Source organism: Streptomyces sp. NPDC005648, assembly GCF_040605395.1.
Taxonomy (GTDB): Bacteria; Actinomycetota; Actinomycetes; order Streptomycetales; family Streptomycetaceae; genus Streptomyces.
The window spans coordinates 1-13,367 of sequence record NZ_JBEXCS010000154.1 but is presented as its reverse complement, the minus strand read 5'-3'; the positions used below and the strand labels follow the sequence as shown (position 1 = coordinate 13,367).

The 13,367-nt window shown below is 72.6% G+C and carries 9 protein-coding genes, 3 tRNA genes and 1 other RNA gene; 7 read left to right on the top strand and 6 right to left on the bottom strand.

Features of this window, described 5'->3' with window-relative positions:
- Nucleotides 1–6 precede the first annotated feature (6 nt).
- From ABZT17_RS43480 to ABZT17_RS43455, 6 genes are all read left to right on the top strand, one after another.
- Nucleotides 7–79, top strand: a tRNA-Gly gene (locus tag ABZT17_RS43480).
- A gap of 153 nt (nucleotides 80–232) precedes the next feature.
- Nucleotides 233–1,165: an ABC transporter ATP-binding protein gene (locus ABZT17_RS43475; RefSeq protein WP_356357715.1), complete on the top strand. Its 933-nt coding sequence runs from the start codon at nucleotides 233–235 to the stop codon at nucleotides 1,163–1,165.
- Between the two features lie 80 nt (nucleotides 1,166–1,245).
- Nucleotides 1,246–2,016, top strand: coding sequence for an ABC transporter permease (locus ABZT17_RS43470; protein WP_356357717.1), 771 nt, complete (start codon nucleotides 1,246–1,248; stop codon nucleotides 2,014–2,016).
- Nucleotides 1,989–3,302, top strand: a complete 1,314-nt coding sequence (locus ABZT17_RS43465; protein ID WP_356357714.1) for a histidine kinase — start codon at nucleotides 1,989–1,991, stop codon at nucleotides 3,300–3,302. The genes ABZT17_RS43470 and ABZT17_RS43465 overlap by 28 nt, the downstream gene beginning before the upstream one ends.
- Before the next feature lie 25 nt (nucleotides 3,303–3,327).
- On the top strand, nucleotides 3,328–3,942 hold the full coding sequence (locus tag ABZT17_RS43460; protein WP_356357713.1) for a response regulator transcription factor: 615 nt from the start codon (nucleotides 3,328–3,330) through the stop codon (nucleotides 3,940–3,942).
- A gap of 23 nt (nucleotides 3,943–3,965) precedes the next feature.
- A tRNA-Gly gene (locus ABZT17_RS43455) sits at nucleotides 3,966–4,038 on the top strand.
- Nucleotides 4,039–4,128: 90 nt separating this feature from the next.
- Here ABZT17_RS43455 and ABZT17_RS43450 read toward each other — a convergent pair.
- From ABZT17_RS43450 to ffs, 6 genes are all read right to left on the bottom strand, one after another.
- Nucleotides 4,129–5,028 carry a phosphoribosylaminoimidazolesuccinocarboxamide synthase gene (locus ABZT17_RS43450; protein WP_356357712.1) on the bottom strand — a complete coding sequence of 300 codons (900 nt, stop codon included), beginning with the start codon at nucleotides 5,026–5,028 and terminating at the stop codon, nucleotides 4,129–4,131.
- 150 nt (nucleotides 5,029–5,178) lie between these two features.
- Nucleotides 5,179–6,690 carry a N,N-dimethylformamidase beta subunit family domain-containing protein gene (locus ABZT17_RS43445; protein ID WP_356357711.1) on the bottom strand — a complete coding sequence of 504 codons (1,512 nt, stop codon included), beginning with the start codon at nucleotides 6,688–6,690 and terminating at the stop codon, nucleotides 5,179–5,181.
- A 210-nt stretch (nucleotides 6,691–6,900) separates the two neighbouring features.
- Complete coding sequence (locus ABZT17_RS43440; protein ID WP_356357716.1) at nucleotides 6,901–8,721, bottom strand: hypothetical protein; 1,821 nt, start codon at nucleotides 8,719–8,721, stop codon at nucleotides 6,901–6,903.
- A 463-nt stretch (nucleotides 8,722–9,184) separates the two neighbouring features.
- On the bottom strand, nucleotides 9,185–10,483 hold the full coding sequence (purD, locus tag ABZT17_RS43435) for a phosphoribosylamine--glycine ligase (protein WP_356357710.1): 1,299 nt from the start codon (nucleotides 10,481–10,483) through the stop codon (nucleotides 9,185–9,187).
- Between the two features lie 121 nt (nucleotides 10,484–10,604).
- Nucleotides 10,605–12,980 (bottom strand): DNA polymerase III subunit gamma and tau, encoded by a 2,376-nt coding sequence (locus ABZT17_RS43430; protein ID WP_356357709.1) that lies wholly within the window; start codon nucleotides 12,978–12,980, stop codon nucleotides 10,605–10,607.
- Between the two features lie 61 nt (nucleotides 12,981–13,041).
- Nucleotides 13,042–13,138: signal recognition particle sRNA small type (ffs, locus tag ABZT17_RS43425), an RNA gene on the bottom strand.
- A 107-nt stretch (nucleotides 13,139–13,245) separates the two neighbouring features.
- Here ffs and ABZT17_RS43420 point away from each other — a divergent pair.
- A tRNA-Ser gene (locus ABZT17_RS43420) sits at nucleotides 13,246–13,330 on the top strand.
- Nucleotides 13,331–13,367: the final 37 nt, after the last annotated feature.

Sequence of the window (13,367 nt, the reverse complement as noted above, 5' to 3'; positions counted from 1 at the left end):
GGCAATGCGGACGTAGCTCAGTTGGTAGAGCGCAACCTTGCCAAGGTTGAGGTCGCGAGTTCGAGCCTCGTCGTCCGCTCTTGAATGAAGGCCCCAGTCATCCGACTGGGGCCTTTGTCATACACGCGCTGTCCTACGCGACCGTCATGCGCGACCCTCCTCTGACATTTGTCATGCCGAGTGATGACAGCGCGCACTGCTCTGCGCCCATGAGCGCCGGGACGCTGGTGCCATGGACACGAACGAACACGTGATTGAGGTCACTGACCTGCGGCGTGTGTACGGGGGCGGGTTCGAGGCGGTGCGCGGAATCACCTTTTCCGTGGACCGCGGCGAGATCTTCGCGCTGCTCGGCACCAACGGAGCGGGCAAGACGTCCACGGTCGAGCTGCTGGAAGGGCTCGCCCGGCCGGCCGGCGGCCGGGTGCGGGTGCTCGGGCACGATCCCCACGGGGAGCGGGCCGCCGTACGGCCGCGCACGGGGGTGATGTTGCAGGAGGGCGGCTTCCCCTCCGAACTGACCGTCGCCGAGACCGCGCGGATGTGGGCCGGATGCGTGAGCGACGCGCGGCCCGAGCAGGAAGCGCTGGAGCTGGTCGGGCTGTGGCGGCGGGCGGACGTACGGGTGAAGCAGTTGTCCGGAGGTGAACGGCGGCGCCTGGACCTCGCGCTCGCGCTGCTCGGGCGGCCCGAGGTGCTCTTCCTGGACGAGCCGACGACCGGCCTTGACGCCGAAGGGCGCCGGGACACCTGGGAGTTGGTGCGCACCCTGCGGGACGCGGGGACGACGGTGCTGCTCACCACGCACTACCTGGAGGAGGCCGAGGGGCTCGCCGACCGGCTGGCGATCCTGCACGAGGGGCGCATCGCGGCGACGGGGACACCGGCCGAGGTGACCGCCCGGCAGCCCGCCCGGATCTCCTTCCGCCTCCCCGACGGCTGGTTCCTCGGCGACCTGCCACCGCTCGCCGAGTTGGGGGTGTGCGGCCACGAGACGGACGGGGACGCCGTACGGCTGCGCACCCGGGAACTGCAGCGCACGGCCACCGGACTGCTGACCTGGGCCGAGCGCGCACGGGTGGAACTGGGCGACCTGGACGTGCGCTCGGCGTCACTGGAAGAGGCGTTCCTCGGGATCGCGCGGGAGCAGGGGGTGGCGGCGTGAAGGGACTCGGCAGCACGCAGGCACGCGGCATGGAGGCATTGAGGGAGCGGACGGCCGGTGGAGGCGGACGGGCCGGCCGGATGGGGGCCGCGGGTTCCGGGCGGCGGATGCGGGCCCTGGCCCGGGCCGAGCTCACGCTGCTCGGGCGCAACCGTGGCGCGGTGGTCACGGCGTTGCTCGTGCCGCTCGCGCTGCCGTTCACTGTGCGGCCCGCCGTCGATCAGCTGGACCTCAAGGCCGAGGGGCTGAACATCGGCGTGGTGACGCTGACGGCCGCGATCGGGTTCTCCTTCCTGTTCGCCGTGTACACCTCCCTGGTCGGCGCGTACGTCGCGCGCCGCGAGGAACTCGTCCTCAAACGCCTGCGCACCGGCGAGCTCGACGACGCCGAGATCCTGGCCGGCACCGCGCTGCCCGCCGTCTGCGTCGGCCTCGCGCAGGCCGTCGTCCTCGCCGTCGGCTGCGCGGTGCTGCTGCACCCGGGGGCGCCGAAGGCGCCGTACCTGACCGTCCTCGGGATCCTGGCGGGTCTGGTGCTGAGCGCCGCCTTCGCGGCCCTCACCGCCTCCGTCACCCGGACCGTGGAGAGCGCGCAGGTCACCGCGATGCCGCTGGTGCTCGTCTCCATGATGGGCTCGGGCATCGCCATCCCGGCCCAGATCCTGCCCGACCGGATCGCGGCCGTCTGCGAACTCCTGCCCCTGTCCCCCGCGATCCGGCTCGTCCAGGGCGGCTGGACCGGGCGGTTGAGTGCCTACGAGGCCCTGGGTGCGGTGGCGACCGCCCTGGCCTGGAGCGTGGTGGCGGTGTTTGCTGTACGGCGGTGGTTCCGCTGGGAACCGCGGCGCTGAGCGGGAACGGGGGAGCCGTGTTCGGGCGGATCAGGGGCTGGCAGCGGCGGCACTGGCGGGATCGGAGCAAGGCCGAGCGGGTCGAGCTGCAGAGCGTGCTCACCTGGTACGCGACCACGTGGCTCTTCTCCTTCTCCTGGCTGGCGCTGCCGCTGGTGGGAGGGATCGCCCAGCGCCCGGTACCGCTGGTCGTCGGAGGACTGCTGCTGCTCGTGAGCGCCCTGCAGTGCGCCGAGGCAAACCGGCTCACCCGGCCCGTGCTCGACCACTACCTGGGCCGGGCCGTCCTGCCGCCGCGCGCCCTGCGCCCCGCCGCCGTCCTCCTCGCCCTCGCGCTGGTCCTGCCCCTGGTGCTGGCCGCGCTGGGCGGCTCCGACCCGATGGCGATCCGGCTCGCCGTCGGCGCCGGCCTGCTGCCGTTCGGGGTGCTGTACGGGCTGGCGCTGCCGCTGGTGACCTTCCTGCGCCGGTCGGCCGTGCTCGCCGTGGTGCTCATGGCCGCGTTCGCCTGCACCGACCCTGAGCCCGCCGGCGTCCTCATGGTCGGCGTCCTGACCGTCTTCGGCGCGCTCTTCTCGCTGATCAGCGGCCGTTGCGGCGCCTGGACGCTGTCGGTCCTGTGGGAGGCGGAGCGGGGCCGCGAGGTCCAGGCCCGGCTCGCGGTCGCGGAGGAACGGCTGCGGTTCGGCCGGGACCTGCACGACGTGATGGGGCGGAACCTGGCCGTGATCGCCCTGAAGAGCGAACTCGCCGTGCAGCTGGCCCGGCGCGGGCGGCCCGAGGCCGTGGACCAGATGATCGAGGTGCAGCGGATCGCGCGGGAGTCGCAGCGGGAGGTGCGGGATGTCGTACGGGGGTACCGGGAGGCCGACCTCGGGGTCGAACTGGCCGGAGCGCAAGGGGTGTTGAGCGCCGCCGGGATCGAGTGCGCGGTGCGGGGGACGGATGTCGGGGGGCTGGATGCGGGGGTGCAGGGGGTGTTGGGGTGGGTGGTGCGGGAGGCCACGACGAACGTGCTGCGGCACGGGGATGCGGTGGTATGTGACATATCACTGAACGTTCAACAAGATCGCGTGGTGCTGACCGTGCAGAACGACGGAGCATCCGCCCCCGCCCCCGGCCCCGGCCCCGGCCCCGGCCGAGGATCCGGACTCGCCGGGCTGCACGAGCGGTTGTCGGCGGTCGGCGGGACGCTGGAGGCGGGGCCGGTCGGCGGCGGCCGGTTCCGGGTGGTGGCCGAGGTGCCGTTGCGTGTGAGGGAGAGCGTGAGCGAGGTCACCGCATGACGGAGAGCATGAGCGAGGTCACCGCATGACGGGCGTCGTACGACTGCTTCTCGCCGACGACGAGCATCTGATCCGGGGCGCGCTCGCCGCGCTGCTCTCCCTGGAGGACGACCTCGTCGTGGTCGCCGAGGCCGCGAGCGGTCCCGAGGCGCTGGCCATGGCCCGGGCGCACGAACCGGACGTGGCCGTACTCGATCTCCAGATGCCCGGCGCGGACGGTGTGAAGGTCGCCACATCGCTGCGTGCCGAACTGCCCGGCTGCCAGGTCCTGATCGTCACCAGTCACGGGCGGCCCGGGCATCTGAAGCGGGCGCTCGCGGCGGGGGTGCGCGGGTTCGTGCCGAAGACGGTCAGCGCCCAGCGGCTCGCGGAGATCATCCGGACCGTGCATGCCGGGAACCGTTACGTAGACCCGGAGTTGGCCGCCGACGCCATCGCCGCCGGGGACTCCCCGCTGACCGTCCGGGAGGCGGAGGTGCTGGAACTCGCGGCGGACGGGGCGCCCGTCGCGGAGATCGCCGAGCGGGCCGCGCTGTCGCAGGGGACCGTACGGAACTACCTGTCCTCGGCCGTCTCGAAGCTCGGGGCGGAGAACCGGCACTCGGCCGTGCGTCTCGCGCGGGAGCGGGGTTGGGTATAGTTGCTCTCGCGCCACGGCGCAATGCGGACGTAGCTCAGTTGGTAGAGCGCAACCTTGCCAAGGTTGAGGTCGCGAGTTCGAACCTCGTCGTCCGCTCAGGATCAAGGCCCCGGTCATCGACCGGGGCCTTTGTCGTACACCCGTGGGGGTACGGCCCCGGTTGCCCGCCGGGGCCCTCCCCCGCGGTCAGCTCCAGCTGGTGCCGGTCAGACGCTCGTACGCCTCCAGGTACTTGGCACGGGTCCGCTCCACGACCTCCTGCGGCAGCGGCGGCGGGGGCTGCTCGCTCTTGCGGTCCCAGCCGGAGGCCGGCGAGGTCAGCCAGTCCCGCACGAACTGCTTGTCGTACGACGGCTGCGGGTGCCCCGGCTGCCACTGGTCGGCCGGCCAGAAGCGGGAGGAGTCCGGGGTGAGGACCTCGTCGGCGATGACGAGCGTCTCCCCCTCGAAGCCGAACTCGAACTTGGTGTCGGCGAGGATGATCCCGCGGTCGCGGGCGATGTCCCGGGCGCGGGCGTAGACGGCGAGCGTCGTCTGGCGCAGCTGGGCGGCGGTGTCGGCGCCGACCTGACGGGCCACCTCCTCGTAGGAGACGTTCTCGTCGTGCTCGCCGACGGCGGCCTTGGTGGCCGGGGTGAAGATCGGGGCGGGAAGCTCGCTGCCGTCGACCAGGCCCTCGGGGAGGGCGAGGCCGCAGACGGTACGGGACTCGTTGTACTCCAGCAGGCCCGAGCCGGTGAGATAGCCGCGGGCGACGGCCTCCACCGGGACCATCTGGAGCGACTTGCAGATGAGGGTGCGGCCCGCCCAGTCGGCGGGGGCGCCGGCCGGCAGCTCGGTGCTGAGGACGTGGTGGGGGACCAGGTCGCGGAGCTGGTCGAACCACCACAGCGAGAGCTGGGTGAGGACACGGCCCTTGTCCGGGATCTCCGTCGGCAGCACCCAGTCGAAGGCGGACAAACGGTCACTGGCGACCATCACGAGGTCGCCGGCCTCGTTCTGGTACAACTCGCGCACCTTGCCGGTGTGCAGGTGTACCAAGCCCGGGACCTGAATCGGCTCGGGCTTTTCTACGAATCCGGACACGGTTCCTCCCCGTGGTTGAATCAAAAAGGGACGCCCGAAGGGCCCGAACAGGGTGGTGGTGGGCGACGGGCGGGCCCGAGTGAGTCGATTCTCCCGTATGGCGGGAATCGGTCCTGGCAGGGGGTGCGGCGAGCGGGGCTTCGGTCGAGCTCAGTCACGTTTGCAGATGCGGTCCAGGAGGTTCGCCGTGGCGCGCTGGACTCGGGGGTCCACATGGCCCGGACGGTCCAGGGACGGGGACCAGGCGAAGGTTCCGGACGCGAAGACCAGGGCGCCGGAGGGGGCGCGGTAGAGGGACGTCTCCTGGTGGCGGAGGGTGCCCTCGGCGTCGGTGTACGGGGAGTGCGCGAGCAGGATGCGGTCCTGGTGTTCCGGCAGCGGGGTGCGCGGGAAGTAGCGGTCGGCCTCACCGGCGACCAGGCCCTCGATCTCGTCGCCGTCGTGCGCCCCGGTCGCCTCCCACAGCCAGTGGTCGGCGTTGCGGACGATCAGGGGGTGGGGCTCGGGCACCCGGCCCGCGTACTGGATGCCGACCAACTGCTGTTCGGGGCGGTCGATCTCGCGCCAGAGGACGGGTTTGCCGGGGCCCTTGCGTTTTCGGCAGGTGAGGAGCCGGTCGGGGACGCCGGACGGGGAGGGGCCCAGCTCCACCTGCCAGTACATGGTGTTGGCGGAGAGGAAGACGAGGGATGTGCCGTTCTCCCGCGCCAGCTCCACCGTGCGGCGCATGTTGGCCGACCAGTACTCGTCGTGGCCCGGGAAGACGAGGCCGCGGTAGCGGGTGGGGTCGACATGGCCCGCGTGCAGGTCGCGGGCGTCGGCGTAGGCGACGTCGTAGCCGTAGCGCTCGGCCCAGCGGATGAAGTCGTAGGCGTGGCCGACGTGGAGGGGCAGGCCGGCGCCCGCGTAGGGGCGGTCGAAGGAGACCGTGGTCGCGGCGTCGGACTCGCCGAGGAGACGGCCGCTCTCGTCCCAGGCGTGGTAGAGGCTGGCGCCGATGCGGCCGTCCTCCGGGTAGAGGTTGTACGCCTGCCAGGTCACGTCGGGCAGAAGCAGGAGCAGGTCGGCGGGGTGCCGGTCGCGGACCGTGAAGGGGATGTGGGAGCGGTAGCCGTCCGCGGTGGTGAGAACGGCCACATAGGCGCCGATGCTCCAGTACGACGGGATCTGCAGCCGCCAGGACAGCCACCAGTGGTGGCAGGAGACCGTACGGTCCGCGGTGAGCGGCGCGGGCTGGACGATGCCGGAGAGACGGGGACTGGTGGTGATCTTGGACGCGCCGTCGCCGCCGTAGTGGCCGATGCGATAGATGTCCACGCCGAACTCCTGCGGCGGGTCCACCGTGATGTGGAAGTCGACGGCCTCGCCCGGAAAGACCGCGCCGGTGGAGGTGAAACCCTTGATCTGGCGGCGGACGTCGTCCGCGGAACGGGGGCCGCCGGCGGAACGGGGGGCCGGGACGCGGGGGATGTCGGCGCCCGGGGGGTGGGCCTGGCCGTCGACGTACCAGGGGACCACCTGGCCGGTGTCGTCGAAGTACGTGACATTGCCGCGGAGCCAGGGGACGGGGCCCTGGCCGAAGGGATCGGTCACGGCGTGTGCGAGCGCTCCGGATTCCCAGCGGCGGATCTGTTCCGAGCGGCGGATCTGCTCCGACCCCATGGTCGCTCCCCTCCCTCGTGCCCCCGTGGTCGCGTGTCCTGTGCCGCGTGCTCTTGCCATGTGCGCGATCGGTCCCAGCACATCACATTACGCACGCAGGTGGTCACAGTTCGTTGCGAATTGGCCGAAAGTGGAACGAGGTGCTCCGGTACGGCGGTGAGGCGATCGGGGTGCGTGGAACCCGGGGGCTTCAGACGAGGCGTACGGGTTTCAGACGAGGCGTACGGGTTTCTCCGGGCGTATGCCGGACTCGCGGAGCCAGGTGCGCAGGGGGGCCGGGTCGCCGTCCTCCACGAGGCTGAGGACGCGAGGTGTGAGGTCGGCCGCGCGCTCGCCGGCGAGGAGGAGGGTGGGGCCGTCCAGCCAGTCCAGGCCGGGGGTGGCACCCGCGGTGTCCATGGCGGCGCAGCAGACCATGGCGGTGACGTGGTCGGTGAGGAGCTCCCGGGCCGTGCGTGGGGGCTGGAGCGGGAAGAGGGGGAGGGCTGCGTCGTCCCAGGGGGTGGTGGGGTTGGGGGTGGCGCTCTTGGCGGGGGCGGCTTCCTCACGGGCGAGTTGGGCGGTGAGGGCGGCGGCAAGGGCCGCAGCCCGCTCATTCTCGACCTCGACCTCGACCTCGGGCTCGACCTCGACCTCGGGCTCGACCTCGACCTCAGCCTCGACCTCGACTTCAGCCTCGGGCCCGACCTCGGGTGCGGGGTGGTCGTGGGCGGAGTTGTCCGGAGCGGGCGCAGGGGTGGTCTCGGCCGGCGTGGGGAGTGGGGTCGAGAGGTGGTCCAGAATCCTTGCGAGGGTCGGGCCGTCGTGGTTGGGGGTGGTCGGGTCCGCCGTGTGGGTTACGCCCAGGGTGTCCAGGACTCGGTGGAGGCGGGCCGCGTCGGTGCGCCATTTGCGGTCGACCACCTCCTCCGGGTACTCCTGCCAGTCCACCGGCGACCAGTCGGGGCCGCGTTCGGCGGGACCGCCGTGGAAGAGGCGGGCGGCGAGGAGAGAGGCGGCCTCGTCGATCGTGCCGGGCTCTTCGAGCAGGTCGCAGGCCGGGCGTTCGCCCAGGCGGGAGGCGAAGCCCTCGGCCAGGCGGTCCCGGCGGGAGAGTTCCGTGAGGGCCGCGACGACGCCCGCGTCCAGTCGGGAGGGCCAGCGGCCCATGCGCCAGGCGGGCAGCGCGACCCGGGTGAGGAGGCGGTCCCAGCCCGCGTAGGCCAGCCCCACCTGCTCCTGGGCGACGATGCGCAGTCCGTAGTCCACAGCCTGTGCACGCTCCGCCGCCGCGGCCGCGACCCCGCGCTCCATCAGCGCCGCATGCTCACGGCAGCTGCGCAGCAGCAGGCGCGCCACCGCGCCGAGCCCCGCGCAGACGACCCGGGTCAGCGGACAGCGGCCCGGTGTGGCGGCGACGGCCACCGCGGCGTCCAGCCCGCGCACGAAGCGGCGGGCCGCGGCTATGTCGGGGTGCGCGGACGGGCCCGTACCGGCGACGACCGGAGCCAGCACCGCGCGCAGTTCGCCCACCCGCATCCACCACAGGAACGGCGAGCCGATGACCAGCACCGGGGCCGCGGTGCCACGGCGGTGTGAACCCCGTACGCCCGCCAGCTCGTCCCGGTCCTCGCGCGGGGGCGGCCCGTGGGCCGGGTGGGTGCGGTCCTCAAGCCAGCTGTCGCAGTCCGGGGTGAGCGCTATCGCGGAAGGGGCGGGCACGTCCAGGCGGTCGGCCAGGTCGCGCACCATCCGGTAGAGGTCCGGCGCCGAGTCCTCCGGGATCGGGACCGTCGGGCTCACGGCCGGGCGGGCCCGGGCGACGACCAGGGCGACGGCTCCGGCGGCGAGAAGGACCAGGACCGCGACGGGGGTCACCGCCCAGCGGGCCGCATGCCAGAACGGGCCCACGAGGTGACCCGTGGAATCACCGGCCAGCAGGATCACTGCGACCGCCGCGGGCAGCAGCGCCACGGCCAGCGCGCGGCTGCGGATGCGCAGCACGGCGAGCGCCCTCGAGCGCGCGGCCTGCGCGCCCGCTTCCACACCCATACCGGTACCGGTCACGACCGGACCTCACCCCCTCCCCAGCTGTGCTGGCGGCCCTGCTGTCCTGGCGTTGCTCACTCCCCCACTGTGGCACCCGCCACTGACATCGCAATGCCGGTGGGCCAAGTGCCGGAACGCTTGCGCCGCACCCTAGTTGGGGCCTGGGGCCCCGTCAGCCGTATAGGGGAGTGGTCACTCGATGGAATGGCTTTGGTCAGAGGTGGATGACGGACCGCGAGGATCAGGCCTCAGTTTTTGACTCAGGTTCTAAGAGTCATGGGCGGAGTGGTGGGCGGTAGCGGTGGGCGGGGTGTCGCCGAGGTGGGACGGCGGCAGGCCCCGTATCCGAAGACGGATACGGGGCCTGCGGGGTTCATTCCCGGACGGGGTCTCGGGCGGAGGCTCGGACGGGGTCTCGGGAAGGGATCCCGGGCGGGGATCCTGGGCAGGTGCCCGGACGCGGCCGTCAGGCTCCTTCGGCCGCCTCGGCCGCCTCGGCCACCTCGGCCGCCTCGGCCACTCCGGCCACCTTCGCCGCGATGTCCGTACGGTGCTGGGAGCCGTCCAGGTGAATACGGGAGAGCGCCCGGTACGCGCGCTCGCGGGCCTTGCCGAGGTCCTTGCCGACGGCGGTGACCGACAGGACCCGGCCGCCGGCGCTGACCACCGTGTCACCCTCGCGCTTCGTGCCCGCGTGCAGTACGTAGGCGTGCGGGGTGTCCTCGGCGGCCACCTGGTCGAGGCCGGTGATCGGGTCGCCGGTGCGCGGGGTGCCGGGGTAGTTGTGCGAGGCGACGACCACGGTGACCGCGGCGTCCTCGCTCCAGCGCAGTGGCGGCAGGTCCTCCAGGGTGCCGTTGGCCGCGGCGAGCAGAACCCCTGCCAGCGGGGTCTTCAGCCGGGCCAGCACCACCTGGGTCTCGGGGTCGCCGAAGCGGGCGTTGAACTCGATGACCCGCACCCCGCGGGAGGTGATCGCGAGGCCGGCGTAGAGGAGACCGGAGAAGGGGATGCCGCGGCGGCGCATCTCGTCGACCGTGGGCTGCAGGACGGTGTCGAGCACCTCCTGGACGAGCTTCGGGTCGGCCCAGGGGAGCGGCGAGTACGCGCCCATACCGCCGGTGTTCGGGCCCTCGTCGCCGTCGAGCGCGCGCTTGAAGTCCTGCGCGGGCTGGAGCGGGAGGACGGTCTCGCCGTCGGTGATGGCGAAGAGGGAGACCTCGGGGCCGTCGAGGAACTCCTCGATGACGACGCGCTCGCAGGAGTTGGCGTGCGCGCGGGCGACGTCGAGGTCGGGGGTGACGACCACGCCCTTGCCGGCGGCCAGACCGTCGTCCTTGACGACGTAGGGAGCGCCGAAGGCGTCCAGGGCCGCGTCGACCTCGTCGGGCGTGGTGCAGACGTAGGAGCGGGCCGTCGGGACGCCGGCACCCGCCATGACGTCCTTGGCGAAGGCCTTGGAGCCCTCGATCCGCGCCGCCTCACCGGCGGGGCCGAAGACCGGGATCCCCGCCTCCCGCACGGCGTCCGCGACCCCGGCGACGAGCGGTGCCTCCGGTCCTACGACGACGAGGTCGGCGCCGAGCCGTTCGGCGAGCGCGGATACGGCCGCGCCGTCCAGGGCGTCGACCTGGTGCAGCTCGGCCACCTCGGCGATGCCTGCGTTGCCGGGGGCGCAGTGCAGGGCGGTGACGTCGGGGTCGAGGGAGAGGGAACGGCACAGGGCGTGTTCGCGGGCGCCGCTACCGATGACAAGGACCTTCACGGGGTTCAGGGTACCGGCGTCGCCTTGTGCGGGTTGCCGAGGGCTCGGGCCGTATCTCCCTGTACGTTCCTACGAACGCGCCCATGGCCGGCTCAGGGCGCCCCCAGCCCGCTCAGCCCCGCTACTCGTTCGTGAACTCCTCCATCACCGTCGCCCCCAGCTCCCGCACGATCAGTTCGTGGCCCGAGAGGGCCGACTCGTTGAGGTCGGGGTCGTCGTCCTCGGGGATGTCGTCCTCGATGGAGACCGGGGGCGGTGGCTCCGGTACGGACGGCCGGGGTGCCGGGGACGGTACGGAGACGGGGGTCGCCGTGGCGGCGGTGGGGTTGGTGGGCGTGGGCTGGGCGGACACCGGGCGCTGGGCGGTGGCGGTGTTGCCGGCGTAGCTCGCGGTGGCGCCACCGGTGTTGCCACCGCTGCCGTATCCACCGCCGCTCGCCGTGCCACCTGCGCCATAGCCGCCGGAGCCGGTGCCGCCCCCTCCGCCGTAGCCCCCGTTGAAGCCCGGTGAGCCGAACGGCGCGGACGGGGCGCCGGGCGGCATCGGGCCGGAGCCACCCGTCGGGTCGACGATCGCCTCGATCTTCCACTGGACGTTGAACTGCTCCGCCAGCGACTGCTTCAGCACGTCCTCGCTGCCGCTGCTGACGAAGTTGTCACGGGCGCCCGCGTTGACGAAGCCGAGCTGGAGGGTGGTGCCGTCGAAGCCCGCCACCTGCGCGTTCTGGCTGAGCAGGATCCAGGTGAAGCGGCGGCGGTTCTTGACCGCTTCCAGGATGTTCGGCCAGAGCACGCGGGGGTCTGGGCCGCCGGTCGGGGGTGCGTAGGCGGAAGCGGCCGAGGGAGTGGCAGTTGGCGGGGCGGTGGGGGCGGGCGGGGGCATGTTCGGCTGGGCGGCCGCCGGGGGCTGCCCGGCGCCGGCCGGGGTCGCCGTCGGCCAGCCACCCGGACGCCGGCCACCGCCGGCGGGGGCCGCGGTGGGCCAGGCGCCGGGGGCGGGGGCTGACGGGGGCTGGGGGGGCGGGGTGGGTTCCGGTGACTGCTGGGGTGGGGTGGGCGTGGGGGTGGGGACGGGGCTGGGGGTCCCGTGAGTTCCGTGGTCTGAGGGCACCGGAACGGGAGGCTGCGCGCCTTGGCCGGACGGGGCGGGGCCGCCGACGCCGGCCGCAGGTGCCGTAGCGCTGCCGCCGCTCGGTGCGCCCGCACCCCGGACCGCCGCGCGAGCCGCGGCCGGGCCGCCGGGGCCACCGGGCATCGCGCCTGACGGGCCCCCGTGGGCCTCCGGGCCCGGCACGTAGCCCATCGCGGGCATCGCGCCGGCGCCCGCGCCCGCGAAGTTCACGCCACGCTCGATACGGTCCAGGCGGGCCATCACCGAGCGCTCGTCCCCGTACGCGGCCGGGAGCAGTACGCGCGCGCAGATGAGTTCGAGCTGGAGGCGGGGCGAGTTGGCGCCGCGCATCTCGGTCAGGCCCTCGTTGACGAGGTCGGCGGCGCGGCTGAGTTCGGCCGCTCCGAAGGTGCTCGCCTGGGCCTGCATACGTTCGATGACGTCGGCGGGGGCGTCGATGAGCCCCTTCTCCGCGGCGTCCGGGACGGCGGCGAGGATCACCAGGTCCCGCAGGCGCTCCAGCAGGTCGGCGACGAAGCGGCGCGGGTCGTTGCCACCCTCGATGATCCGGTCGACGACCTCGAAGGCGGCGGCGCCGTCACCGGTGGCGAAGGCCTCGACGACGGAGTCCAGCAGCGATCCGTCCGTGTAGCCGAGGAGCGAGGTGGCCATGGCATATGTCACACCCTCCTCCTTCGCTCCGGCGAGCAGCTGGTCCATGACGGACATGGAGTCACGGACGGAGCCCTGGCCGGCCCGCACGACGAGCGGGAGCACCCCTTCCTCGACGGGAATGTTCTCCTTGCCGCACACCTCGCCGAGATAGTCCCGCAGGGTGCCGGGCGGCACGAGCCGGAAGGGATAGTGGTGGGTCCGCGACCGGATGGTGCCGATGACCTTCTCGGGCTCGGTCGTGGCGAAGATGAACTTGAGGTGCTCCGGGGGCTCCTCCACGACCTTCAGCAGCGCGTTGAAACCCGCCGACGTGACCATGTGGGCCTCGTCGATGATGTAGATCTTGTAGCGGCTGGCTGCGGGGCCGAAGAAGGCCTTCTCGCGCAGCTCACGGGCGTCGTCCACACCGCCGTGCGACGCCGCGTCGATCTCGATGACGTCGATGGAGCCCGGGCCGTTGCGCGCGAGGTCCTGGCAGGACTGGCACTCGCCGCAGGGGGTGGGGGTGGGCCCCTGCTCGCAGTTCAGACAGCGGGCGAGGATGCGCGCGCTGGTCGTCTTGCCGCATCCGCGCGGACCGCTGAACAGGTACGCGTGATTGACCCGGTTGTTCCGCAGCGCCTGCTGCAGCGGGTCGGTGACATGCTCCTGCCCGATGACCTCGGCGAACGACTCCGGGCGATAGCGGCGGTACAGCGCGAGAGACGACACGCATACGAGGTTATAGGCGCCCACTGACAACGCGGACCGCCCAGAAGCCACTCCCCGGGAAACAGAGGACCCCCCACGCACCCGCCAGAGCCGACCTACCCTTGCTGCCTTCCGGCCCTGGGGGAGTTCAGTCAGATAGCGCCGCGTGAGGGGCTGCCGCCAGCCTACCCGATCCCGACCCCTGTCTTGCCCGCCCCTCCCACCGGCACATCCCTCCCCTGAACGAGTTCGCGAGCACCCTTCCGGGTCATGTAATGTTTCCGGCGGAGGATTCGCCTAGAGGCCTAGGGCGCACGCTTGGAAAGCGTGTTGGGGGCAACCCCTCACGAGTTCGAATCTCGTATCCTCCGCAGCCGCCTGAACAGGCGAAACGAAGGGCTGAGCCAC

What these genes read in the sequence shown, in the direction of transcription:
- ABZT17_RS43475 (WP_356357715.1), top strand. Translation starts at nt 233, where the DNA reads ATGGACACGAACGAACACGTGATTGAGGTCACTGACCTGCGGCGTGTG.
- ABZT17_RS43470 (WP_356357717.1), top strand. Translation starts at nt 1,246, where the DNA reads ATGGGGGCCGCGGGTTCCGGGCGGCGGATGCGGGCCCTGGCCCGGGCC.
- ABZT17_RS43460 (WP_356357713.1), top strand. Translation starts at nt 3,328, where the DNA reads ATGACGGGCGTCGTACGACTGCTTCTCGCCGACGACGAGCATCTGATC.
- ABZT17_RS43445 (WP_356357711.1), bottom strand. Translation starts at nt 6,690, where the DNA reads ATGGGGTCGGAGCAGATCCGCCGCTCGGAACAGATCCGCCGCTGGGAA.
- ABZT17_RS43440 (WP_356357716.1), bottom strand. Translation starts at nt 8,721, where the DNA reads ATGGGTGTGGAAGCGGGCGCGCAGGCCGCGCGCTCGAGGGCGCTCGCC.